Below are 19985 nucleotides of genomic sequence, written 5' to 3'. Positions count from 1 at the left end.
GTCGGAGGCGGCACCCCGGTTCGAGGGGTGTCCCGGCGCGCGTTACGAGACGCTGCGCAGGGCGTCCGCCGGGCGCATCCGGGACGCGCGCCAGCCGCCCATCGCACCGGCGATCAGACCGCCGGCGACCGCGAGGCCGACGGCGAGCGCGATGGTCGTCACGGACACGGGCGCGGAGAGCGCGATCTCCACGGTGTTCTTCGCCGCCTGCTGCCCGGGACCGCCACCGCCGGGCCCGCCGCCCGGACCGCCGCCCATCCCGCCGCCCGTGCTGCCGAGCTGCGCGGTGAGCTTCGGGCTGATCGCGGTGACGGCGTAGGCCGCCGCGAGGCCCAGGGCGATGCCGAGGCCGCCGATCAGGCCGTTGACGACGGACTCGCCGACCACCTGCCGGGTCACCCTGCGGCTCGGCCAGCCGAGCGCCTTCAGCGTGCCGAACTCGCGCACGCGCCGGGAGACGGCCGAGGAGGTGAGCAGCGCGGCCACCAGGAACGCGGCGGCGAGCACGGCGATGGACAGCCACTTGCCGACGCTGGTCGCGAGGTTGGAGGCGGTGGACAGCGAGCCGGAGACCGTGGAGGCGAGGTCGGAGGAGGTGGTGACCGTCGTACCGGAGATGTTGCTCTGGATGGTCTTCTTCACGCTCGCGATCTGCTTCGAGTCGGTCGCCTTGACGTAGATCGTGGTGACCTTGTTCTTGGCGTCACCGAGCGACTGGGCCTGCTTCAGCGGCAGGTAGACGTCGGTGGTGGACTCGCTGCTGTCCGGGGTGGCGATGCCGATGACGGTGTACTTGGTGCCGGAGATCTTGAAGGTCGAGCCGGCCTTGTACTTCTTCTCCTTGGCGTACGACGTGCTCACCACCGCGACCTTCGCGTCGGTCTGCGCCGAGGTGAAGGTCTTCCCGGAGGTGATCTTCATCGTGGCCAGCGGGCCGAGGGCCTGGTTCGTGACGTCGACGCCGGCGACCGAGTAGCTGTTGACGTTGAAGTTGGCGCCACCGCCCTGCACCTGCGGCTGGCCACCGCCGCTTCCACCGGGACCGCCCTGCTGTCCGCCGCTGCCGGACGACTGGGCCTTGCCCTGGGTGAAGGAGCCGTCGACCTTGGTGACGTTCAAGGACAGGGCGCCGACCGCCGAGGCCACGCCCTTCTGCGCGGCGACCCACTGGACCAGTGAGGACTTCAGGGCCTGACCACCCTGCGTCATCACCCGGTCCGAGCTCTGGCTGGTCTTGCCGCTCGACTTCGCGTCGAACTGGAACCTGGGTCCCTGTGAGCTGCCCGCCTTCGGCGCCGACTGGGCCTTGGTGACGGTCATGTCGGTGCCGAGGCCGTAGAGCGATTTCAGGACCTTGTCCTGCGCCTGCGTCATGCCGGCCGACACCGAGTTGACGGTGATGACCAGCGCGATACCGAGCGCCAGACCCATCGCGATGACCAGAGCGGCCTTCTTGCGGCGGCTCAGCTCGCGCTTGAGATAGATGCCAAACATCCCGTTCCTCGAAGGTTCTTGGCGCCCGCTGTGGGCGCGGCCACAAGCTAGGGAGGAACCTTTGAGCGGCCCTTGGTGAAGGATGTGTAAGGCCTGAGAAAACCGGCTAACTCATCGGATTTTCATAACGTGGCAAATTCCACGGCGATGGAGGGCCCGCAGTGCGGAATCCGCTGCTGGGCGCGGTGTACCGTCCCCGGGTGCGCGAATGTTCCCGGCTCAGCCGGCGTGCCGTCCTCGGACTGACGGCCGCCGCCCTTCCCCTGTCCGCGACCACTCAGGCCTCCGCCGCGACGGTGATAGGCGGCGAGCAACTGGCCCGTACCGGCGTCCAGGTGCGCGGTGCCTCCGGACTGCCCGAGAAGCTCACCGCCCGCTCCTGGCTGATCGCCGACTGCGCGAGCGGCGAGGTGCTCGCCTCGTTCAACGCGCACCGGCGGCTCGCGCCCGCGTCCACGCTGAAGATGCTGTTCGCGGACACCGTCCTGAAGAAGTTCGACCGCACCCAGCGGTACACCGTCAAGGACTCCGACGTCACCGACGTCCCGTTCGGCTCCAGCCTGGTCGGCATCAAGCCCGGCATCACCTACACCGTCGAGCAGCTGTGGCAGGGCGTGTTCCTGCGCTCCGGCAACGACGCCGTGCACGTGCTCGCCCATATGAACGGCGGCATCGCCAGGACCGTCGCCGAGATGCAGGCCAAGGCGGAGGACCTCCAGGCCCTGGACACCCATGTGGTCAGCCCCGACGGCTTCGACCACCCGGGCCAGATCTCCTCGGCGTACGACCTCACGCTGTTCGCCCGCCACGGCCTGAAGGACGCCGACTTCCGCGGCTACTGCGGCACGCGGACCGCCGACTTCCCGGCGGGCGGCAAGAAGACCTTCCAGATCCAGAACACCGACCGCCTGCTGACCGGGGCGTGGGGACTGAAGACGTACGACGGCCTGATCGGCGTCAAGAACGGCTACACCAGCCACGCCGGCAACACCTTCACCGGCGCGGCCACGCGGGGCGGACGCACCCTGCTCGTCACCGTGATGCACCCGGCCACCGGCAGCAACGCCGTCTACGAGCAGACCGCGGCGCTGCTCGACTGGGGCTTCGGACGCGGGCGTTCGGCGCGTGCCGTGGGCACCCTGGTCGATCCGCTCAGCGAGGGCGGGGCGAAGGCGAGTCCGTCACCGGCGGACGGAAAGGCGGCGCAGGCGGCGGTCGGCGCGTCGGAGCCGGGCTCCCACGGACCGTCCGCCGGCCGGCTGGTGGAAGGCGCGGCGGGTACGGCGCTGCTGCTGGCGGCGGCGGGGGCGGTGGTGGTCAGGCGGCGGCGCAGGGCGGTCGCTGCGGCCACGACGGCCGAGGGGGCTGAGACATCCTCGGGGGCCGAGAGGGCCGAGAGGGGCCAGGGGTCCGATGGGGCGGCGGGGAACACGGAGCCCGGCGGCCGGCACCGCCGCTGAACAGTGCGGCGGCCGTTCCACCGACCGGCGTGTACCTTGCGTCCCGTCGCGAGGTCCACCCCCAACTCCGGCCCGGTGGAACGGCCGCCGCCTCCCCCTCGGTGTTGGCCGCGGAATCCACTTGCTCCAACTGTGAAGCTCTCGTGAAGGAGAGTTGAGCACATGGGCCCGACGGGCCGCAATACCGCGGATGTCCGAATTCCGTTTGTGGTATAGGGGTCAACCCCGCCCGATGTACGGCATCGCCGTCGCCAGCACCGTCGCGAACTGCACGTTCGCCTCCAGCGGCAGCTCGGCCATGTGCCGCACGGTCCGCGCCACATCGGCCACGTCCATCACCGGCTCCGGGGCCATCTCGCCGTTCGCCTGCAGCGCGCCGGTCTGCATCCGGGCCGTCATATCGGTCGCCGCGTTGCCGATGTCGATCTGCCCGACGGCGATGCGGTACGGCCGCCCGTCCAGGGACAGCGACTTGGTCAGGCCGGTCAGCGCGTGCTTGGTCGCGGTGTAGGCGACCGAGAGCGGACGGGGCGTATGGGCGGAAACGGACCCGTTGTTGATGATCCGGCCGCCCTGCGGATCCTGCTCCTTCATCCGCCGGTACGCGGCCTGGGCGCACAGGAACGCGCCGTTGAGGTTGGTGTCCACCACGTGCCGCCAGGCGTCGTACGGCAGTTCCTCGACCGGCACCCCGCCCGGCCCGAAGGTCCCCGCGTTGTTGAACAGCAGGTCCACCCGCCCGAACCGGTCCACCGTCGCCGCGAACAGCGCGTCCACGTCCTCGGGCCGGGACACGTCGGTGCGTACGGCGACGGAGGCGCCCTCCGGGGCCAGTGCCGCCGTCTCCGCCAGCGTCTCGGTGCGCCGGCCGGCCAGCGCCACCGACCAGCCGGCCCGCAACAGTTCCACGGCGACGGCCCGCCCGATGCCGGAGCCGGCGCCGGTCACCACCGCGATCTTCGAATGCCTGTCAGTCATGGCACCGCAGCGTAGGCGGCAAGTCCGCCATGCGGAATGCCATGTCCGCCATACGGTTGTCCGAGGCTGACGGTCACCGCCACCCGGGATACCGGCTCACACCGTCACCGCGACCGCGTCTCCCGGATACCGCACCCCGATCCGCTCCCGCACCGCGTCCAGCGTCCGCATCACCGCCAGCGAACCCTCCAGTGGCACCAGCGGCGACTCCTTCTCGCCCGCGCGCAGCGCCCGCATGACCTCGGCCGCCTCGTGGCGCAGGGTGGTGCGCGGCCCGTCGGCCGGGCCGGCGGCGAACTCCTCCGGCTCACTGCCGTCGCGGTGCAGCACGAACCGCTCCGGGTGGAAGAAGCCGGACGGCACGTCGATCCGGCCCCGCGAACCGGTCACCGAGGCCGTGCCGCCCGTGCCGCCGACGATCGAGCAGTGCAGCGCGGCCATCGCCCCGCTCTCCCAGGACAGCACCGCGCCCGTCTGGAGGTCGACGCCCTCCGGCGACAGCAGCGCGCTCCCCGCGACCGCGTCAGGCTCACCCAGCAGCAACTGCGCGAACGACACCGGGTAGACCCCGAGGTCCAGCAGCGCCCCGCCGCCCAGCGCCGGATCCCGCAGCCGGTGCGCCGGCGGGAAGGGACCGGCGAGCCCGAAGTCGGCCTGCACGGTGCGCACTTCGCCGATCGCCCCGTCGTCCACCAGCGCCTTCAGCCGCCGGACGAGCGGGTTGCAGTACATCCACATCGCCTCCATCAGGAAGCGGTCGTGCTCCCGCGCCAGCGCGACGAGTTCCTCCGTCTCGCGCAGGTTCAGCGTGAACGGCTTCTCGCACAGCACGTTCCGTCCCGCCTCCAGGCACAGCCCGGCCGCCGCGCGGTGCGCCGAGTGCGGAGTGGCGACGTACACGACATCGATGTCCGGGTCCGCGGCCAGCGACTCCCAGTCGCCGTACGCCCGCTCCGCCCCGAACCGCTCCGCGAACGCCTGTGCCGACTCCCGGCGCCGCGAGGCCACCGCGGCGATCTCCGCGTCCGGGAGATCCACCAGGTCCGCCGCGAACGCCGCCGCGATCCCGCCCGTCGCCAGGATCCCCCAGCGCACCTTCCGCTCCTCCATCGCCCCGCCCCTCGGTCACATGTGCCCTGGCAGTGTGTACGAGCTGAGAGCATAGGTGCCGGTCGTTCTCGGCAGACGGCCGATGCCAAGGGGATTCCCGGCAGGCGGCCGTTTCACCAAGGGGAGGGGACAGATGCCCGAGCACGCGGCGGCACAGACACCGGACACCCACCACTCGTCCACCCCGGCCCGGACATCAGCCGCCGGCCGCCGCACCGGCCTGCTCGTGACGCTCGTGCTCGGCGGCCTCACCGCGACACCCCCGCTCGCGATGGACATGTACCTCCCGTCCCTGCCGGAGGTCACCCGCTCCCTGCACGCGCCCGCCGCCACCGTCCAGCTCACCCTCACCGCCTGCCTGCTGGGCATGGCCCTCGGGCAGCTGGTCGTCGGCCCGATGAGCGACCGCTGGGGCCGCCGCCGTCCCCTGCTCGCCGGCCTCGCCGTCTACCTCCTCGCCACCGCCCTGTGCGCGCTCGCGCCGAACGTCGAGACGCTGGTCGCCTTCCGGCTGGCCCAGGGCCTCGCGGGCGCCGCCGGCATCGTCATCGCCCGGGCCGTCGTACGCGACCTGTACGACGGCGTGGCCATGGCCCGCTTCTTCTCCACCCTGATGCTGATCTCCGGGGTCGCGCCGATCGTCGCGCCCCTGATCGGCGGGCAGATCCTGCGGGTGACGGACTGGCGGGGCGTCTTCGTCGTCCTCACGGTCGTCGGCGTGCTGCTGGCCGCCCTCGTCTGGCTGCGGCTGCCGGAGACCCTGCCGCCGGCGGAACGGCATGACGGGGGAGTCCAGGCGGCCCTGCGCGCGATGCGCGGCCTGCTCGCCGACCTGCCCTTCACCGGCTACATGCTGGCCGGCGGCTTCGCCTTCGCCGCGCTGTTCGCGTACATATCCGCCTCCCCGTTCGTCATCCAGGAGATCTACGGCGCCTCCCCGCAGACCTTCAGCCTGCTGTTCGGTCTCAACTCGGTCGGCCTCGTGGCCGCCGGGCAGGTCAACGGCAAGCTGCTGGTCGGCCGGGTCGCCCTGGAGAAGGTGCTGGCCTTGGGCCTCGCGGTGATCGTGCTCGCCGCGACCGCCCTGCTGCTGATGTCCACCGGCGCCCTCGGCCAGGTCGGTCTGCCGCCGATCGCCGCCGCGCTCTTCATCCTGATGTCCGCCATGGGCATCACCCTCCCCAACGCCCAGTCCCTCGCCCTGCTGCGCACCCGGCACGCCGCCGGCTCCGCCTCCGCCCTGCTCGGCACCTCCTCCTTCCTCGTCGGCGCGGTCGCCTCACCGCTCGTCGGCGTCGCCGGAGAGCACACCGCCGTACCCATGGCGGTGGTCCAACTGGCGGGAGCACTGGTCGCGGCGGCCTGCTTCATGGGAATGTGCCGTCCCTGGAGCACACGTGGGAACACACGTGCGGGGTCGGAGGGAGACGAGAACTGAGCGCACCGAGACTGCGCGCCGACACACCGGAACGGGCCGGGCTGGACCCCGTGGAACTCGGGCACCTGGTCGGCGAGGTGCACGCCCTCACCGGCGGAGACCGCCCCTGGGCGGCCGGCGCCGTCGTGCTGGCCGGCCGCGGGCCCGTGATCGCCGTGGCCGAGGCCGCGGGCTGGGCCGTCCGCTACTCCGGCTACGACCGCGAGACCGACAACGGTGTCGAACTGCCGCCCGCCGCCCGAGTCCCGGCCACCCTCGACACGCCCTTCGACCTGGCCTCCCTCACCAAGCTGTTCACCTCGGTCGCCGCCGTGCAGCAGATCGAGCGCGGCACCCTCGGCATGGACGCCCGGGTCGGCGACTACCTGCCCGACTTCCACGCCGCCGCCGCGCACGGCATCACCGTCCGGCAGCTGCTCACCCACACCTCCGGGCTGCGCCCCGAGCTGCCGCTGTACGACTGCCCCGACGACGCCTCCCGCCTGGCCCTGCTGCGCGCCGAGGCCCCCACCGGCGAGCCCGGCCGGTACCTCTACTCCGACCTGAACATGCTGCTGCTCCAGTCCGTGCTGGAGCGCATCACCGGCCGGACCCTCGACATCCTCGTCCGGGACGGCATCACCCGGCCGCTCGGCATGACGGCGACCCGCTTCGGGCCCTGCCCCGGCGCCGCCGCCACCGAGGACCAACGCCGGCCCTGGGCCAAGGCGCACCGGGGGATGCTGCGGGGCGTGGTCCACGACGAGAACGCCTGGGCGCTGGGCGGTGTGGCCGGGCACGCCGGGCTCTTCTCCACCGCCCGCGACCTGGCCGTCTTCTGCCGCGCCCTGCTCGCCGGCGGCTCCTACGGCCCGGGCCGCATCCTCGGCCCCGACTTCGTCGAGCTCCTGCTCACCCCGCCGGGGCTGGGCTTCGCCGTCGACCAGCCGTGGTTCATGGGCGAACTCGCGGGCCACGGAGCGGCGGGCCACACGGGCTTCACAGGCACGTCGCTCGTCCTCGACCCGAGGACCGACACGTTCCTGATCCTGCTGGCCAACACGGTGCATCCGCGGCGCAGACCGGCGGACAGCGGGCCGAGGGCGAGACTGGCGACCCGCCTGGCGAGGGCGGTGGTCTGACCCGCGGCTCCCAGCCGGCCGAGCCGGACCCCGGCAGGGCCGGCCCGCACACCGGGCGCCATAGAATCTCCGGGTGAACGCCCCAGTGCCACCGGCCGAAGCCCTCCGCCGAAGCCTCGCCGACCTGCTCGACGGACTCCCGCCCACCCAGGCCGCCGGCGCCGTCGACAGGCTCATCGCCAGCTACCGGGGCGACACCCCGACGCACGCCCCGATCCTCCGCGACCGCGCCGACGTCGCCGCGTACGCCGCCTACCGCATGCCCGCCACCTTCGAAGCGGTCCACGCGGCGCTGGAGGCGTTCGCGGCGACCGTCCCCGACTGGACGCCCGGCAGCCATGTCGACGTCGGCGGCGGCACCGGCGCCGCGACCTGGGCCGTCACCGCGACCTGGCCCGGCGAGCGCGGCGTCACCGTGCTGGACTGGGCCGAGCCCGCGCTCGCCCTGGGCCGGGAGATCGCCGCCGCCAACCCGGCCCTGCGGGGCGCCCGCTGGCAGCGCGCCCGGATCGGCGCCGACCTCAGCCTGGACGACACCGACCTCGTCACGGTGTCGTACGTCCTCAACGAGCTTTCCGAGGCCGACCGCGCCGCCCTCGTCGACGCCGCCGCGGCCGCCGCGCAGGCCGTGGTGATCGTGGAGGCCGGTACCCCGGCCGGCTACGCCCGCGTCATCGAGGCCCGCGACCGCCTGATCCGCGCCGGGCTGCACGTCGTCGCCCCCTGCCCGCACAGCGCCGCCTGCCCCATAGAGCCCGGCACGGACTGGTGCCACTTCGCCGCCCGGGTCAGCCGCTCCTCGCTGCACCGCCGGGTCAAGGGCGGCACCCTGCCGTACGAGGACGAGAAGTTCTCCTACGTCGCCGCCACCCGCCTGCCCGCCGCGCCGGCCCCCTCCCGGGTGATCCGGCGCCCGCAGATCCGCAAGGGCCAGGTGCTCCTGGACCTGTGCGAGATCGAGGAACGGCTGGCCCGTACGACGGTCACCAAACGCCACGGCCCCCTGTACAAGGCGGCCCGGGACGCCGAGTGGGGAGACCCGTGGCCGCCGGAGGGTTCCCCCGAGGAGCCGTCCGCGTAGTCGGCGCGGCTTGTTAGCGTCGGGCCATGGTCAAGCAGCCCGCCCCCGACGCCACCCGTCGCAGCGACAAGTCCCGCAGAGCGATCTACGCCGCCGCCCTCGCCCTCGTCGGCGAGGTCGGCTACCCGAGGACCACCGTCGAGGGGATCGCCGCGCGCGCCGGCGTCGGCAAGCAGACGATCTACCGCTGGTGGTCCTCCAAGGCGGACGTCCTGCTGGAGGCGTTCCTCGACCTCGGCGAGCGGACGGCCCGGGCGGCGGGGCAGGAGCCGTACGCCGTCCCGGACACCGGGGATCTCGCCGCCGACCTCAAGGCGGTGCTGCGGGCCACGGTGGACGAGCTCCTCGAACCGCTCTTCGAGGTGCCGGCGAGGGCGCTGGCCGCGGAGGGGCTGCTCAACGAGCAAGTCGGGCGGGAGTTCGTCGAGAGGCTGCTGCAACCACAGCTCCGGCTGTACGCGGACCGGTTGCGCGCCGCACAGGACAGCGGGGCGGTACGGCGTGACGTCGATCCCCGTATCGCCCTGGAACTGTTCGTCTCACCCCTCGCACAGAGGTGGCTGCAGCGGACCGGGCCGATTACGTACGACTACACGGACACCCTGGTCGACTACGCACTGCACGGAATCACACCGCGTTGATCGGCCCGCCCGCCCCCGTCCCGGTCGGCTTCCTGCCCTCGGCAGCCACCCCGAAGCGCACGAAGATGGGACGATAGGGCACACTGTCCGCACACCAGCGAGGCGAGGGGATAGATGAGCGCGACGTTCGGCGGCCGGTCCGGCCGGCAGGGCAAACTCTCCCAGTGGCTGCTTGGACGCCGCCCGAAGGAGGCCGCCGACGACGGGGGCCGCGAGACCGTGCTGCTGGCCGCCGCCGCGGCGGGCCTGCCGCTCGCCCCCGCCGCGCACCCCGCCCCCGGCTACCGCTGCTCCTGCGACCGCGTCGGCTGTCCCACCCCCGCCCGGCACCCGGTGTCGTTCGCCTGGCAGACGCAGTCCACGACCGACCGCGCGCAGATCGAACGCTGGGCCCGGGACCAGCCGCAGGCCAACTTCATCACCGCGACCGGCATGGTGCACGACGTGCTCGACGTTCCCCTGGAAGCCGGCCGGGAGGCCCTGGAGCGGCTGCTCGGCTCCGGTGTCGAGGTCGGGCCCGTCGCCGAGAGCGACGACGGCCGCATGCTGTTCTTCACCCTCACCCGCGGCACCCCCGAGGACGAGGACGAGTGGTGGCCGTGCGAGCTGGACTGCCACCCCGAGACCATGGACGAGCACCCGGGGCTGCGCTGGCACTGCCGGGGGTCGTACGTGCTGGTGCCGCCCGCCCGGCTGCCCGGTGACGACCAGCGGGTGCGGTGGGTGCGGGGGCCGGAGCACGCGCTGCCGGATCCCCTCAGCCTGCTGGAGGCGCTCACCGACGCGTGTGCGCGGTACGCCGACTCCGGTCATCACGGCGCCTGGCCGTTGCGGCACTGAGCGCTGCGCGGGGTCCCGGGCGCGCTGTTCTACTCGCCCTGCGCGGATGTGAGGCCCGGCACCCGCCCCAGCACCGCCACCTTGCCGCTGCCCGCCGGGTCGAGCGCGACCTCTCCCGACACGAACTCCAGCGTCAGGGACTGCTTCACCTCGCCCTTGGTCAGCGCCTGGACGTCCTTGCCCTGAGGGGGCACCGTCGTGCCGGTGGCGGCGGTCTGCTTCTCGTAGTGGTGGGTGGTGAAGAACACCAGCGCCCCGCCGTCCGCGGTACGCAGCGCCAGCGGCGCGTAGCCGCCGTTCGTCAGCGGACCGTCGATGAACTGGGTGACCAGGCCCGGCTTACGGGCCCGCTTGGCCCGGGCGGCACGCTCGACGCTGGTGTACCTGCCGTCGGCGAAGGTCTGGCCGCCCTTGTTCAGGTACGTCGCGTACTCCTGGCTCAGCTTCCCGGGCGCGACGGCGAGTTGCCGGGAGCCGGCCGGTACCGCCTCGGCCCAGCCGTCCTTGTCCGTCTTGAACTGCGGTACGGCGCCGGGCGCCACGAGGGTGACATACGCCACCCGCCAGCGCTCGCCGAGGTCGCCCCGGGTGAACACCATCAGCCAGCGCGCCGTGCCGGTCTTGTTGGCCTGGGCGTCGGCGACGAACCAGCGCGGCCAGCCGGCCTTCTCGGGGATCGTGATCTTCACGTCCGACAGCTTCAGCGGCACGTGGTCCGGGTTGCCGGATGGGCTGTTGGCCTGCCCCGCCTTCAGCCGGGCGGCGGTGATGTCGCCGAACGGGCCGGTGAGATAGGGCGCGTCGAGGGAGTTGTCGTAGGCCTTGTCGGCCTTGTTGTACGCGGTCGTGAACGCGGTGAGCGCCTTGGCGGCCTCGGCGCGGGTGGCGGAGGGGAGCACCTCGCGCTCCCCGTGCACCACCACGCATCCGCTCGCCGTCAACGACAAAGCGGTCAGCGAGGCCGCTATGAGTGCGTTCCGGTCACGCCTGCGGAGCCTGCGCGGGCTGCGATCCCTGCTCATCGGATCCCTTCACCTTCCCCTTTCCGGAGGCGAACCCTACCGGGGCGAGGAAGATCGCGAGCGTCGGGACCAGGTACAGCAGCCACACCGTGATCTGCAGGACGGTCGGGTCGGGCTGGAAGTTGAACACGCCCTTCAGCAACGTCCCGTACCAGCTGTCCGGCGGAATGGTGTCGCTGATGTCGAAGGCCAGGTGGGTCAGGCCGGGCAGCCAGTCCGCCTCCTGCAGGTCGTGGAAGCCGTACGCCAGCACGCCCGCCGCGACCACGACCAGCATGCCGCCGGTCCAGGTGAAGAACTTGGCCAGGTTGATCCGCAGGGCGCCCCGGTAGAACAGCCAGCCGAGCAGGACGGCGGTGGCGAGACCCAGGGCCACACCGATCAGGGGGCGCGGGGTGCCGTCGGAGGCGGCGTGCACCGACGCCCACACGAACAGCGCGGTCTCCAGGCCCTCCCGGCCGACGGCGAGGAAGGCGGTGGCGACCAGCGCGCCGGTGCCCATGGCGAGGGCCGCGTCCAGCCTGCCGTGCAGCTCCGACCTCAGGTGCCGGGCGGTGCGCCGCATCCAGAACACCATCCAGGTCACCAGTCCGACCGCGATGACCGAGAGGGAGCCGCCGAGCGCCTCCTGCGCCTCGAACGTCAGCTCCTGGGAGCCGAATTCGAGGGCGCAGCCGAAGCCCATCGCGATGGCGATCGCGATGCCGATGCCGATCCAGATCGGCTTCAGCGCGTCCCGGCGGCCGGTCTTGACGAGGTAGGCGATCAGGATGCAGACGACGAGTGACGCCTCGAGCCCCTCGCGCAGGCCGATCAGGTAGTTGGAGAACACGGGCTAGGCCTCCTTGGAGAACAGCGAGCGGCCCCACCAGTCGCCGGAGTCCCGGACGCCGGGCGGTATCGCGAAGACCGCGGAACCCACGTGCTGGATGTACTCGTTGAGCGCGTCGTGCGCGGACAGCTTGCGCTGCAGCGGGATGAAGCCCTCGCGCACGTCCCGCTGGTAGGCCAGGAAGAACAGTCCGGCGTCCAGCCGGCCGAGGCCGTCGGTGCCGTCGGTGAAGGAGTAGCCCCGGCGCAGGATGGTGATCCCGTTGTTCGAGTCCGGGTGCGCGAGGCGCACATGCGCGTCGGGCTTCATCGCCTTCAGGAACGGCGCGTCGTGCTCCTTCGCCTTGCCCACCGGCGCGCCCTCGCGCTTGTCCCGCCCGAACACGTCCTCCTGCTCCTGGAGCGAAGTGCGGTCCCAGGTCTCGATGTTCATGCGGATGCGCCGGGCGACGAGGTACGACCCGCCGGTCATCCAGGCGTCCTTGTCGCCGGCATCCCCGTCGCCGACCCACACGAACTTCCGCAGCCGGTCGGTCTCGGTGCCCGCGATGTTGCGGGTGCCGTCCTTGAACCCGAAGAGGTTGCGCGGGGTCTGCGCGTCCGGGGTGGTCGAGGAGGTCTTGCCGAAGCCCAGCTGGGACCAGCGCACGGCGACCTTGCCGAAGCCGATGCGGGCGAGGTTGCGGATGGCGTGCACGGCGACCTGGGGGTCGTCGGCGCAGGCCTGGATGCACAGGTCGCCGCCGGTGCGCGCCTTCTCCAGGTTGTCGCCGGGGAACTTGGGCAGGTCGACCAGGGCCTCCGGCCGGCGGTCCTCGAGCCCGAACCGGTCGAAGAGCGACGGCCCGAAGCCGATGGTGAGGGTCAGCCGGGACGGCTTCAGCCCCATCGCCTCGCCGGTGTCGTCGGGCGGGGCCTCGGCGAGCCCGTCGAAGGCGCCCTCGCCGACCGGCTTTCCGGCGGTCATCCGCCGGGCCGCCGCCGTCCAGTCCTTGAGCATCCGGACGAACTCTTCGCGGTCGTCGGTCTTCACGTCGAACGCGGCGAAATGCAGCCGGTCCTGCACCGGGGTGGCGATGCCGGCCTGGTGGGCGCCGTGGAACTCCACCGCGCCGCCCGCCTCGGCGGCCGCCGAGGCCAGGTCGTCGCCGGTCCTGGCCATCGCCACGGCCCCGCCGGCCGCGGCGGCGCCGAGCGCGAGCCCGGCACCGCCCCAGCCGATCAGCGCCCGGCGCGACGGACCGCTGCCGTCGGTGTGCTCGGTCATGGCTACTTCACCACCGCGGCGGCGAGCTTCGACAGCGGCTCGGCGAGCGCGTTCACCGCGTCCGACAGCCCCTTGCGCTGTTCCTTGGTGACCTTGTCGTAGGAGACGAAGTCGTACGACGTCTTGTCCGAGCGGTAGGTGTCGAGCAGCGCGTTGAGCGCGGTGAACTGCTTGTCCAGTTCCCTGGTCAGCGCCGGGTCGTTCTCGGCGGCGACCGGCTTCAGCAGCTCGTACGCCTTCTGGGCGCCCTCGACGTTGCCCTTGAAGTCGACCAGGTCGGTGTGCGCGTAGCGGTCCTCCTCGCCGGTGACCTTGCCGGTGGCGACCTCGTCCAGCAGCTCCTTGGCGCCGTTGGCCATGGAGGTCGGGGTGATCTCGGCCTTGCCGACCCGCTCCTGCCAGTCCTTCAGGTCGGTCACCAGCTGATCGGCGAGCGCCTTCTCCTCGGCGCCGATCTTCCCGTCCTGCCAGAGGGCCTTCTCCAGCCGGTGCCAGCCGGTCCACTTCTGGCCGTCCTCCAGGCCGTCCTCGCGGACGTCGACCTTCGGGTCGATGTCACCGAAGGACTCGGCGACCGGCTCGGTGCGCTCCCAGCCGAGGCGGGAGAGTCCGTAGGCCTTCTTCGCGGCGTCCAGGTCGCCGTCCTTGACGGCCTTGGCGAAGGCCTCGGCCTTCGGCAGCGTCTCGTCGGCCTGGTCCTGGGCGTATCTGCGGTACTGGGCGACTGCCGTGTCCAGCTTCGGGTCCCGCTTCGCCGTCGTACCGCCACCGGTCACGGTGAGCTTCTGCCGGACGCCGTGCCCCTTCATGCCCGGACGGCAGGCGATCTCGTACGACCCCGCCTTCACCTCGGCGGTCAGCGTGTACTTGGTGCCCGGGCCGATGTTCTCCTTCTCGGAGACGATCCGGTCGTCCGGGAACAGGATCTCGACCTCGGTGGCCTTGGAGCCCTTGTTCTCTATCTTCAGCGTGACCTGTCCGGCGGGGACCGACTTCGCCGAGGTGTCGCACTTCGAGTCGGCCGCGGTGACCTGGACGGCGTCACCGTCCTTGGCATCGCTCTTCGCGGTGCAGGCCGTAAGGGCAGTCAGAGCGGCCACCGTGGTGGCGGCGGTGACGGTCAGTCGGACGGCTCGCATGCGGGCTCCTGGCGGATCTCGTTTGGTGAGGCTGCCCTAACTTACCTTAGCCTTACCTGGCTCATACCTTTCGGGGTCGTGATTCAGGTCTCAACAGCGTTCATGCGACCGAGAGCGCCGCTGTGTGCCAAAGGTGTTCCATGGGCGAGAGGTGCACACTTCTGTAAGGTGGTGTGCATGACGGAGTTGACGTACTCGATCGTCGAAGCCCGTGCCCGCCTGGGTGCCATCGCGCGCACGGTCAGCGCCACCCGCGAACCGGTCGCCATCACCGACCACGGGCAGACCGTCGCGATACTGATAAGCCCCGCCGACGCCCTGGAGCTGGAGGAGTTGCGGGCGCTCGCGGCCTATCGTGCGCGCCAGGCCCGGGCCGAGGACGCCGGTGTCCCGCACGACGAGGCCTATCGGCGCGTGTTCGGCGAGGGCGAGGCGTGAGGTACGAGGTCATCTGGGAGCCCGAGGCCCTCGTCCAGGCAGAGCGCTTCGCCAAGGACGACCCGCATGGGGTGCGGGAGGTGTTCAGCGCCGGCGACCGTCTCGGCGACAACCCGCGGCCCGATGGCGCGTTCGGCGGCGCGGACCTGCTGCGCATCCACGTCGGCCCCTACCGCGTGATGTACGAGGTCGGCGACCGGCAGATCCGCGTGTCCGTGATCCACCTCGGGCGCGTGCGCTGACAGCGCCGGCGGTGGGAGGGTGGCCGGCATGGGGAGCGCGCGCAGGGAGCTGTGGGGAGCCGGTGGCCTGGTGCTGGATGTGCGGCAGCGTCCGGGTCCGCCGCCGCTCCGCTTCGAAGCGGCCGACGGCGGCCGGATGCTGCTGCGGCAGGGCGGGCGCGTCGTACTGCTGGGCCGGGTCGAGAAGTGGAACCAGGGCGTGTACGTCAGCCGGTACGACGGCTACCGCCCACCGCTCCCGCCGATCGGCTCGGCGCTGATGCGCAGCGCCGCCAACTGGGTGCACGCCTATGCGCGATGGCTCGAGCGGGCACCCGCAGGCCCGTTGCACGACTCCCGCTGGCTGCTCGGGGTGCGCAACGCCTTCCCGCCGTACGTCTGGCACGGCGAGGACTTTGTCCGCGACTGGCCCCACTGCCACCTCGACTGGTCCGCTGCCGGTTGGCACGGCGTCGTACCCCTGCGTCCGCTCTCGTCCGAGGATGCCCCTCGGGTGAAGGCCTGTCGCAAGCACGCCCGTGGCGGCACCCTGGCCCCGGTTCTGCTGTGGTGGGTCACCGCCCTCGACGGCTGGCTGCTCCTGGACGGGCACGACCGGGCCGTGGCGGCGCTCGCGGAGGGGCTGACCCCGCCGTGTGTGGTGCTCACCCGGGTGCCGGAAGAGGAGGATTGGCGTCGCACCGCCGACGAGGTGGCCGACTCCCATGCGTCACGGCTGGTACGGCTCGCCGCCCGCCCCGCCACCCCCGGCGTCGAGCGGCAGAGGGAGACCATGCTGCGGGCGTACGCCGACACCCTGTCCTCGCTGCCCTACGAGCCGGCGCGCACCTACTCCTGGCCCCTCCCCGGCGGCGCCCCCGCCTGGGACGCGCTCGCGGCTGCCGCGATGTTTCAATTCCCCTGTGACTGACTACGACGTGCTCCGCGTCTTCTGCGGACCGAACGGCGGCTACGGCAACGAACTCGGTGTCGTACGCGACGGCTCGGTGCTGCCCGAGCGAGCCGACCGGCAGGAGCTCGCGGCCAAACTCGGCTTCAGCGAGACCGTGTTCGTGGACGACCCCGAGCGCGGCGTGATCGACATCTACACGCCCACCCTGCGGCTGCCCTTCGCCGGTCACCCCTGCGTCGGCACCGCCTGGCTGCTCGACGTCCCCGAACTGGTCACACCCGCCGGAGTGGTCGGCGCCCGCCTGGACGGCGAGTTCAGCTGGATCGAGGCGCGCGCTCAGTGGGCGCCGCCGCGCACCCTGCGCCAGTACGGCACGGCGGACGAGGTCGAAGCCCTGGACGTGCCACCGCCGGGGGAGTGGATCTACGCCTGGGCCTGGGAGGACGAGGCGGCCGGCCGGATCCGCGCCCGCGCCTTCCCCGGCCGCGACGACGGCATCGACGAGGACGAGGCCACCGGCGCCGCCGCCCTCCTCCTCACCGACCGGCTGGGCCGCGCCCTGAACATCACCCAGGGCAAGGGCTCCCAGATCCTGACCGCGCCGCAGCCGGAGGGGTGGGTGGAGGTGGGGGGCCGGGTGTTCCTGGAGCGCTGACCGCCCCCTAGGCGCTCAGCGGGAACTCGTACCCGAGCGCCCTGAACACCGCGGTGTTCAGGGCGAAGGCCCGCCTGCACTCCCCGACGACCCGCTGCTTCTCCAGGTCGTCCACCGGTATCCCGTCCAGCAGCTGCCGGTAACTCCGCTTGAACGCGGCCGGGTTGGGGACGCCCTCGAAGACGTAGAAGCGGACGCCGTCGCCCTTCCTCCTGAACCCCCAGGTCTTCTCCGCCCGGTCGCGGATGATCTGGCCGCCGGACAGGTCGCCGAGGTAGCGGGTGTAGTGGTGGGCGACGTAACCGCCGGGCCAGCGCTCGGCGCACGCGCGGACCCGGGCCGCGTACTCCCGCGTGGCGGGCAGCGCGCTCAGGCCCGCCCGCCATCCCGGCCCGCGCAGATGCGCCAGGTCCCGCTCCAGCGCCGCCAGCCGGAACAGCTCGGGCCGGACGAACGGACCCGCCACCGGATCCGCCGCCAGCCGTGCGGCGCCGCTCTCCAGCGCCTCGTACACGAACCACAGCTGCTCGGTGTAGCGCGCGTAGGCGGCCACGCCCAGCCGGCCGCCGAGCAGGTCGCTCATGAAGGCCGACGTCTTTGCCTCCCCGTGTGCCTCGTGGGACGCGGTGCGGATGAGGGTCGAGAAGGTGTCCATGAAGCCGTCCCCGCATCTTGCCGACAGTATGTCGGTAAAATTTTACAAGAGAAAGCCCGCCCTCGCAGAGGGCGGGCCGTGCGGTCATGGCCGAAGCGAGCGCGGCGCTAGGGCAGGGTCAGGATGTCCGCGCCGGTCTCCGTCACCACCAGCGTGTGCTCGAACTGGGCCGTCCGTTTGCGGTCCTTCGTCACGACCGTCCAGCCGTCGTCCCACATGTCGTACTCGTGGGTGCCCAGCGTCAGCATCGGCTCGATCGTGAACGTCATGCCCGGCTGCATGACCGTCGTCGCGTGCGGGCTGTCGTAGTGCGGGATGATCAGGCCCGAGTGGAAGGAGGAGTTGATGCCGTGGCCGGTGAAGTCGCGGACGACTCCGTAGCCGAACCGCTTGGCGTAGGACTCGATGACCCGGCCGATGACATTGATCTGCCGGCCCGGCCTGACCGCCTTGATCGCGCGGTTCAGGGCCTCCCGGGTCCGCTCCACCAGCAGCCGGGACCCCTCGTCCACGTCCCCGACCAGGTAGGTGGCGTTGTTGTCGCCGTGCACCCCGCCGATGTACGCCGTCACGTCCAGGTTGACGATGTCGCCGTCCCTGAGGACCGTGGAGTCCGGGATGCCGTGGCAGATGACCTCGTTGACGGAGGTGCACAGGGACTTCGGGAAGCCGCGGTAGCCGAGCGTGGAGGGGTAGGCGCCGTGGTCGCACATGTACTCGTGGGCGACCTTGTCCAGCTGGTCCGTGGTGACCCCGGGCGCGATGATCTTCGCGGCCTCCTCCATCGCCTGCGCGGCGATACGGCCGGCGATCCGCATCGCCTCGATGATCTCCGGGCTCTGCACCTCCGGACCGGTGTACGGCGCCGGCGCGGGCTTGCCGACGTACTCGGGGCGGCGGATGTTTCCGGGGACCGAACGGGTGGGGGACAGCTCCCCCGGTACGAGCAGCGACTGGCCAGACATGACAGCGAGTCTATCCAGTCGGCATGGGGGAACATGTCGTTGGCGAGAGGAGCTGTTCATGGCCCTGTTCAAGAAGCGCACCGTCGGCAAGCCGGGCGAGTGGTACTACTGCCTGGAGCACAAGAAGGTCGAGGAGGGCCCGGAGTGCCCGGGCAAGGACCGCTTCGGTCCGTACGCCTCCCCGGAGGAGGCCCGGCACGCGATGGAGACCGCCGCCGAGCGCAACCTCCAGTGGGAGAACGACCCGCGCTGGCACGACGCGCCGGCCGGCGGGAGCACCGACGAGGAGTGATCACACCTCCGTGGGTACGGCGGCGGTGCGGCGCTCGCGCATCCGCACCGCGTGCTCGTTGGTGCGGGCGTCGTACGTCATGAGTCCCGGCAGGCACAGCGCGAGCAGTCCCATGGCGCCCGCGCACGCCAGCCCGCCGGAGACGACGGAGGTCCGTACGCCCGCCCACGCGGCCATGCCGCCGGCCCGCACCTGGCCGAGCTGCGGGCCGACCGAGTAGGACAGCAGCTCGATCCCGGCGAGCCGGCCGCGCAGCTCGTCCGGGATCGTCTGGTTCCACATGGCGGCCCGGAAGATCCCGCTGACCATGTCGAAGCCACCGCCGACGGTCAGGAACAGCAGCACCAGCCACACGTTCCCGCAGATACCGGCCGCCGCGACCGCGAGGCCCCAGCCCGTGGCCGACAGCACCACCATCAGGCCGTGCCGGTGGACCCGGGAGGCCCAGCCGCTGGTCAGGCTCACCAGCATCGCCCCGGCGGGGACGGCGGCGTACATCAGGCCCAGCGCCCAGTCGGCGTGCAGCTCGTCGGCGAGGAACGGCAGCACCGCGAGCGGCATGGCCAGGAACATCGCCGCGAGGTCGACGACGTAGGTGCCGAGGAGTTCCTTACGGCTCCAGGCGTAGCGGGCGCCTTCCAGGACGGCGTGCAGCGAGGGTTTCGACGCCTCGTGGGAGGCGGGGGAGGGGGCGATCCGCGCGATGTACGCCAGCGAGACGGCGAAGGTCAGCAGGTCGGCGGCGTACGCCCAGCCGAGGCCCGCGTAGGCGACGACCACGCCGGCCAGGGCCGGGCCCGCGACACCGCCGACGGTCCAGCGCAGGGAGTTCAGGGAGGCCGCGGCAGGCATGTCGTCGTGGGCGACGATCCGGGGCCACAGGGAGTCGAGCGCCGGGCGCTGGACGGACACCAGAGCGGAGGAGAGGGCGGCGACGGCGTACAGCGGCCAGACCGCCGGGTGCGGGAGCAGGGCGTTGAGCAGCAGGAGGGCGCTCAGCACGCCCTGCCCGCCTTCCGTCCACACGATGAGCTTGCGCTTGTCGAGCGCGTCGGCGAGGGCGCCGCCGTACAGACCGCACACGATGAGCGGCAGCAGCTCCACGGCGCCGATCGCGCCCACCGCCGCCGCGGATCCGGTGAGGTCCTTCAGCTGGACCGGGAGCGCGACGAAGGTGAGGAAGCTGCCGAAGTTGCTGATCAGCCCCGACTTCCAGAGCCGGCGAAAATCCGCGGAGGCTTTCCAGGGGGCGAGGTCGGGGAGAAGAGCACGGGCCACCCGACGCATGCTCGACCGCCGACGGTACCGCAGCAACCGATTTTCCTTGCCCACCTACGCGTCCCGGCCGGCTGGGAGGGCACCCGAACCGGCCGGGCTCGCGAAGTGCCCTGCGTCTGCGGCACCCGCACCCCGGTCGGCCCATG

21 protein-coding genes are annotated in these 19985 nt (G+C 72.0%); 11 read left to right on the top strand and 10 right to left on the bottom strand.

Going from position 1 to position 19985, the window contains the following annotated elements:
• Positions 1-42: 42 nt before the first annotated feature.
• The gene (locus ACIBJF_RS23480; RefSeq protein WP_399176354.1) at positions 43-1494 is read right to left on the bottom strand and encodes an ABC transporter permease; all 1452 of its coding nucleotides are present in this window, start codon (positions 1492-1494) and stop codon (positions 43-45) included.
• Between the two features lie 161 nt (positions 1495-1655).
• Between ACIBJF_RS23480 and ACIBJF_RS23475 the strand changes: the two genes are divergently transcribed.
• Positions 1656-2954 (top strand): D-alanyl-D-alanine carboxypeptidase family protein, encoded by a 1299-nt coding sequence (locus ACIBJF_RS23475; RefSeq protein WP_399176352.1) that lies wholly within the window; start codon positions 1656-1658, stop codon positions 2952-2954.
• 219 nt (positions 2955-3173) lie between these two features.
• On the opposite strand, the gene ACIBJF_RS23470 is transcribed toward ACIBJF_RS23475, so the two are convergent.
• Together ACIBJF_RS23470 and ACIBJF_RS23465 are read right to left on the bottom strand one after the other, a co-directional pair.
• Positions 3174-3932 (bottom strand): SDR family oxidoreductase, encoded by a 759-nt coding sequence (locus tag ACIBJF_RS23470; protein ID WP_399176350.1) that lies wholly within the window; start codon positions 3930-3932, stop codon positions 3174-3176.
• 96 nt (positions 3933-4028) lie between these two features.
• Positions 4029-5042, bottom strand: coding sequence for a Gfo/Idh/MocA family protein (locus tag ACIBJF_RS23465; protein ID WP_399176348.1), 1014 nt, complete (start codon positions 5040-5042; stop codon positions 4029-4031).
• A 133-nt stretch (positions 5043-5175) separates the two neighbouring features.
• On the opposite strand from ACIBJF_RS23465, the gene ACIBJF_RS23460 reads away from it, so the two are divergent.
• The 5 genes from ACIBJF_RS23460 (at position 5176) to ACIBJF_RS23440 (ending at position 10163) form a co-directional block, all read left to right on the top strand.
• Positions 5176-6480: a multidrug effflux MFS transporter gene (locus tag ACIBJF_RS23460; protein ID WP_399176346.1), complete on the top strand. Its 1305-nt coding sequence runs from the start codon at positions 5176-5178 to the stop codon at positions 6478-6480.
• Positions 6420-7601 (top strand): serine hydrolase domain-containing protein, encoded by a 1182-nt coding sequence (locus tag ACIBJF_RS23455; protein WP_399176344.1) that lies wholly within the window; start codon positions 6420-6422, stop codon positions 7599-7601. The genes ACIBJF_RS23460 and ACIBJF_RS23455 overlap by 61 nt, the downstream gene beginning before the upstream one ends.
• 73 nt (positions 7602-7674) lie before the next feature.
• A complete protein-coding gene (locus ACIBJF_RS23450) occupies positions 7675-8682 on the top strand; it encodes a small ribosomal subunit Rsm22 family protein (RefSeq protein ID WP_399176343.1) in 1008 nt (335 codons plus the stop codon).
• A gap of 26 nt (positions 8683-8708) precedes the next feature.
• Positions 8709-9323, top strand: coding sequence for a TetR/AcrR family transcriptional regulator (locus ACIBJF_RS23445; protein WP_399176341.1), 615 nt, complete (start codon positions 8709-8711; stop codon positions 9321-9323).
• Positions 9324-9437: 114 nt separating this feature from the next.
• Positions 9438-10163, top strand: coding sequence for a bifunctional DNA primase/polymerase (locus tag ACIBJF_RS23440; protein ID WP_399176339.1), 726 nt, complete (start codon positions 9438-9440; stop codon positions 10161-10163).
• A 29-nt stretch (positions 10164-10192) separates the two neighbouring features.
• On the opposite strand, the gene ACIBJF_RS23435 is transcribed toward ACIBJF_RS23440, so the two are convergent.
• From ACIBJF_RS23435 to efeO, 4 genes are read right to left on the bottom strand one after another with little or no spacing between them, the layout of a single operon-like run.
• A complete protein-coding gene (locus ACIBJF_RS23435) occupies positions 10193-11185 on the bottom strand; it encodes a hypothetical protein (protein WP_399176338.1) in 993 nt (330 codons plus the stop codon).
• Complete coding sequence (gene efeU, locus ACIBJF_RS23430; protein WP_399176336.1) at positions 11145-12017, bottom strand: iron uptake transporter permease EfeU; 873 nt, start codon at positions 12015-12017, stop codon at positions 11145-11147. Before efeU ends, ACIBJF_RS23435 begins: the two co-directional genes overlap by 41 nt.
• A gap of 3 nt (positions 12018-12020) precedes the next feature.
• Positions 12021-13283: an iron uptake transporter deferrochelatase/peroxidase subunit gene (gene efeB / locus ACIBJF_RS23425; protein WP_399176334.1), complete on the bottom strand. Its 1263-nt coding sequence runs from the start codon at positions 13281-13283 to the stop codon at positions 12021-12023.
• Positions 13284-13285: 2 nt separating this feature from the next.
• Complete coding sequence (gene efeO / locus ACIBJF_RS23420) at positions 13286-14422, bottom strand: iron uptake system protein EfeO (RefSeq protein ID WP_399176333.1); 1137 nt, start codon at positions 14420-14422, stop codon at positions 13286-13288.
• Between the two features lie 177 nt (positions 14423-14599).
• Between efeO and ACIBJF_RS23415 the strand changes: the two genes are divergently transcribed.
• From ACIBJF_RS23415 to ACIBJF_RS23400, 4 genes are read left to right on the top strand one after another with little or no spacing between them, the layout of a single operon-like run.
• On the top strand, positions 14600-14860 hold the full coding sequence (locus ACIBJF_RS23415) for a type II toxin-antitoxin system Phd/YefM family antitoxin (protein ID WP_399176331.1): 261 nt from the start codon (positions 14600-14602) through the stop codon (positions 14858-14860).
• Positions 14857-15102, top strand: coding sequence for a type II toxin-antitoxin system RelE/ParE family toxin (locus ACIBJF_RS23410; RefSeq protein WP_399176330.1), 246 nt, complete (start codon positions 14857-14859; stop codon positions 15100-15102). Before ACIBJF_RS23415 ends, ACIBJF_RS23410 begins: the two co-directional genes overlap by 4 nt.
• A 28-nt stretch (positions 15103-15130) precedes the next feature.
• Positions 15131-16012, top strand: coding sequence for a hypothetical protein (locus tag ACIBJF_RS23405; RefSeq protein ID WP_399176328.1), 882 nt, complete (start codon positions 15131-15133; stop codon positions 16010-16012).
• Complete coding sequence (locus ACIBJF_RS23400; protein ID WP_399176326.1) at positions 16005-16649, top strand: PhzF family phenazine biosynthesis protein; 645 nt, start codon at positions 16005-16007, stop codon at positions 16647-16649. The genes ACIBJF_RS23405 and ACIBJF_RS23400 overlap by 8 nt, the downstream gene beginning before the upstream one ends.
• Positions 16650-16656: 7 nt before the next feature.
• Here ACIBJF_RS23400 and ACIBJF_RS23395 read toward each other — a convergent pair whose 3' ends face one another.
• Both ACIBJF_RS23395 and map read right to left on the bottom strand, forming a co-directional pair.
• Positions 16657-17304 (bottom strand): heme oxygenase (biliverdin-producing), encoded by a 648-nt coding sequence (locus ACIBJF_RS23395; RefSeq protein ID WP_399176325.1) that lies wholly within the window; start codon positions 17302-17304, stop codon positions 16657-16659.
• Positions 17305-17411: 107 nt separating this feature from the next.
• Positions 17412-18269 (bottom strand): type I methionyl aminopeptidase, encoded by an 858-nt coding sequence (map, locus tag ACIBJF_RS23390; protein WP_399176323.1) that lies wholly within the window; start codon positions 18267-18269, stop codon positions 17412-17414.
• A gap of 58 nt (positions 18270-18327) precedes the next feature.
• Here map and ACIBJF_RS23385 point away from each other — a divergent pair, with 58 nt between their 5' ends.
• The gene (locus ACIBJF_RS23385; RefSeq protein ID WP_351798326.1) at positions 18328-18561 is read left to right on the top strand and encodes a hypothetical protein; all 234 of its coding nucleotides are present in this window, start codon (positions 18328-18330) and stop codon (positions 18559-18561) included.
• Here ACIBJF_RS23385 and ACIBJF_RS23380 read toward each other — a convergent pair whose 3' ends face one another.
• Positions 18562-19839 (bottom strand): MFS transporter, encoded by a 1278-nt coding sequence (locus tag ACIBJF_RS23380; protein ID WP_399176321.1) that lies wholly within the window; start codon positions 19837-19839, stop codon positions 18562-18564.
• Positions 19840-19985: the final 146 nt, after the last annotated feature.

Origin of the sequence: Streptomyces sp. NPDC050743, from assembly GCF_044456925.1 — a bacterium.
Classification (GTDB): Bacteria; Actinomycetota; Actinomycetes; order Streptomycetales; family Streptomycetaceae; genus Streptomyces.
This window is presented reverse-complemented; position numbering and strand designations above follow the sequence as displayed.

Bases quoted from the DNA above. Each gene is read 5' to 3' on its own strand.
- ACIBJF_RS23480 (WP_399176354.1), bottom strand. From the start codon at position 1,494: ATGTTTGGCATCTATCTCAAGCGCGAGCTGAGCCGCCGCAAGAAGGCC.
- ACIBJF_RS23470 (WP_399176350.1), bottom strand. From the start codon at position 3,932: ATGACTGACAGGCATTCGAAGATCGCGGTGGTGACCGGCGCCGGCTCC.
- ACIBJF_RS23465 (WP_399176348.1), bottom strand. From the start codon at position 5,042: ATGGAGGAGCGGAAGGTGCGCTGGGGGATCCTGGCGACGGGCGGGATC.
- ACIBJF_RS23460 (WP_399176346.1), top strand. From the start codon at position 5,176: ATGCCCGAGCACGCGGCGGCACAGACACCGGACACCCACCACTCGTCC.
- ACIBJF_RS23445 (WP_399176341.1), top strand. From the start codon at position 8,709: ATGGTCAAGCAGCCCGCCCCCGACGCCACCCGTCGCAGCGACAAGTCC.
- ACIBJF_RS23440 (WP_399176339.1), top strand. From the start codon at position 9,438: ATGAGCGCGACGTTCGGCGGCCGGTCCGGCCGGCAGGGCAAACTCTCC.
- ACIBJF_RS23435 (WP_399176338.1), bottom strand. From the start codon at position 11,185: ATGAGCAGGGATCGCAGCCCGCGCAGGCTCCGCAGGCGTGACCGGAAC.
- efeB (WP_399176334.1), bottom strand. From the start codon at position 13,283: ATGACCGAGCACACCGACGGCAGCGGTCCGTCGCGCCGGGCGCTGATC.
- efeO (WP_399176333.1), bottom strand. From the start codon at position 14,422: ATGCGAGCCGTCCGACTGACCGTCACCGCCGCCACCACGGTGGCCGCT.
- ACIBJF_RS23415 (WP_399176331.1), top strand. From the start codon at position 14,600: ATGACGGAGTTGACGTACTCGATCGTCGAAGCCCGTGCCCGCCTGGGT.
- ACIBJF_RS23405 (WP_399176328.1), top strand. From the start codon at position 15,131: ATGGGGAGCGCGCGCAGGGAGCTGTGGGGAGCCGGTGGCCTGGTGCTG.
- ACIBJF_RS23395 (WP_399176325.1), bottom strand. From the start codon at position 17,304: ATGGACACCTTCTCGACCCTCATCCGCACCGCGTCCCACGAGGCACAC.
- map (WP_399176323.1), bottom strand. From the start codon at position 18,269: ATGTCTGGCCAGTCGCTGCTCGTACCGGGGGAGCTGTCCCCCACCCGT.
- ACIBJF_RS23385 (WP_351798326.1), top strand. From the start codon at position 18,328: ATGGCCCTGTTCAAGAAGCGCACCGTCGGCAAGCCGGGCGAGTGGTAC.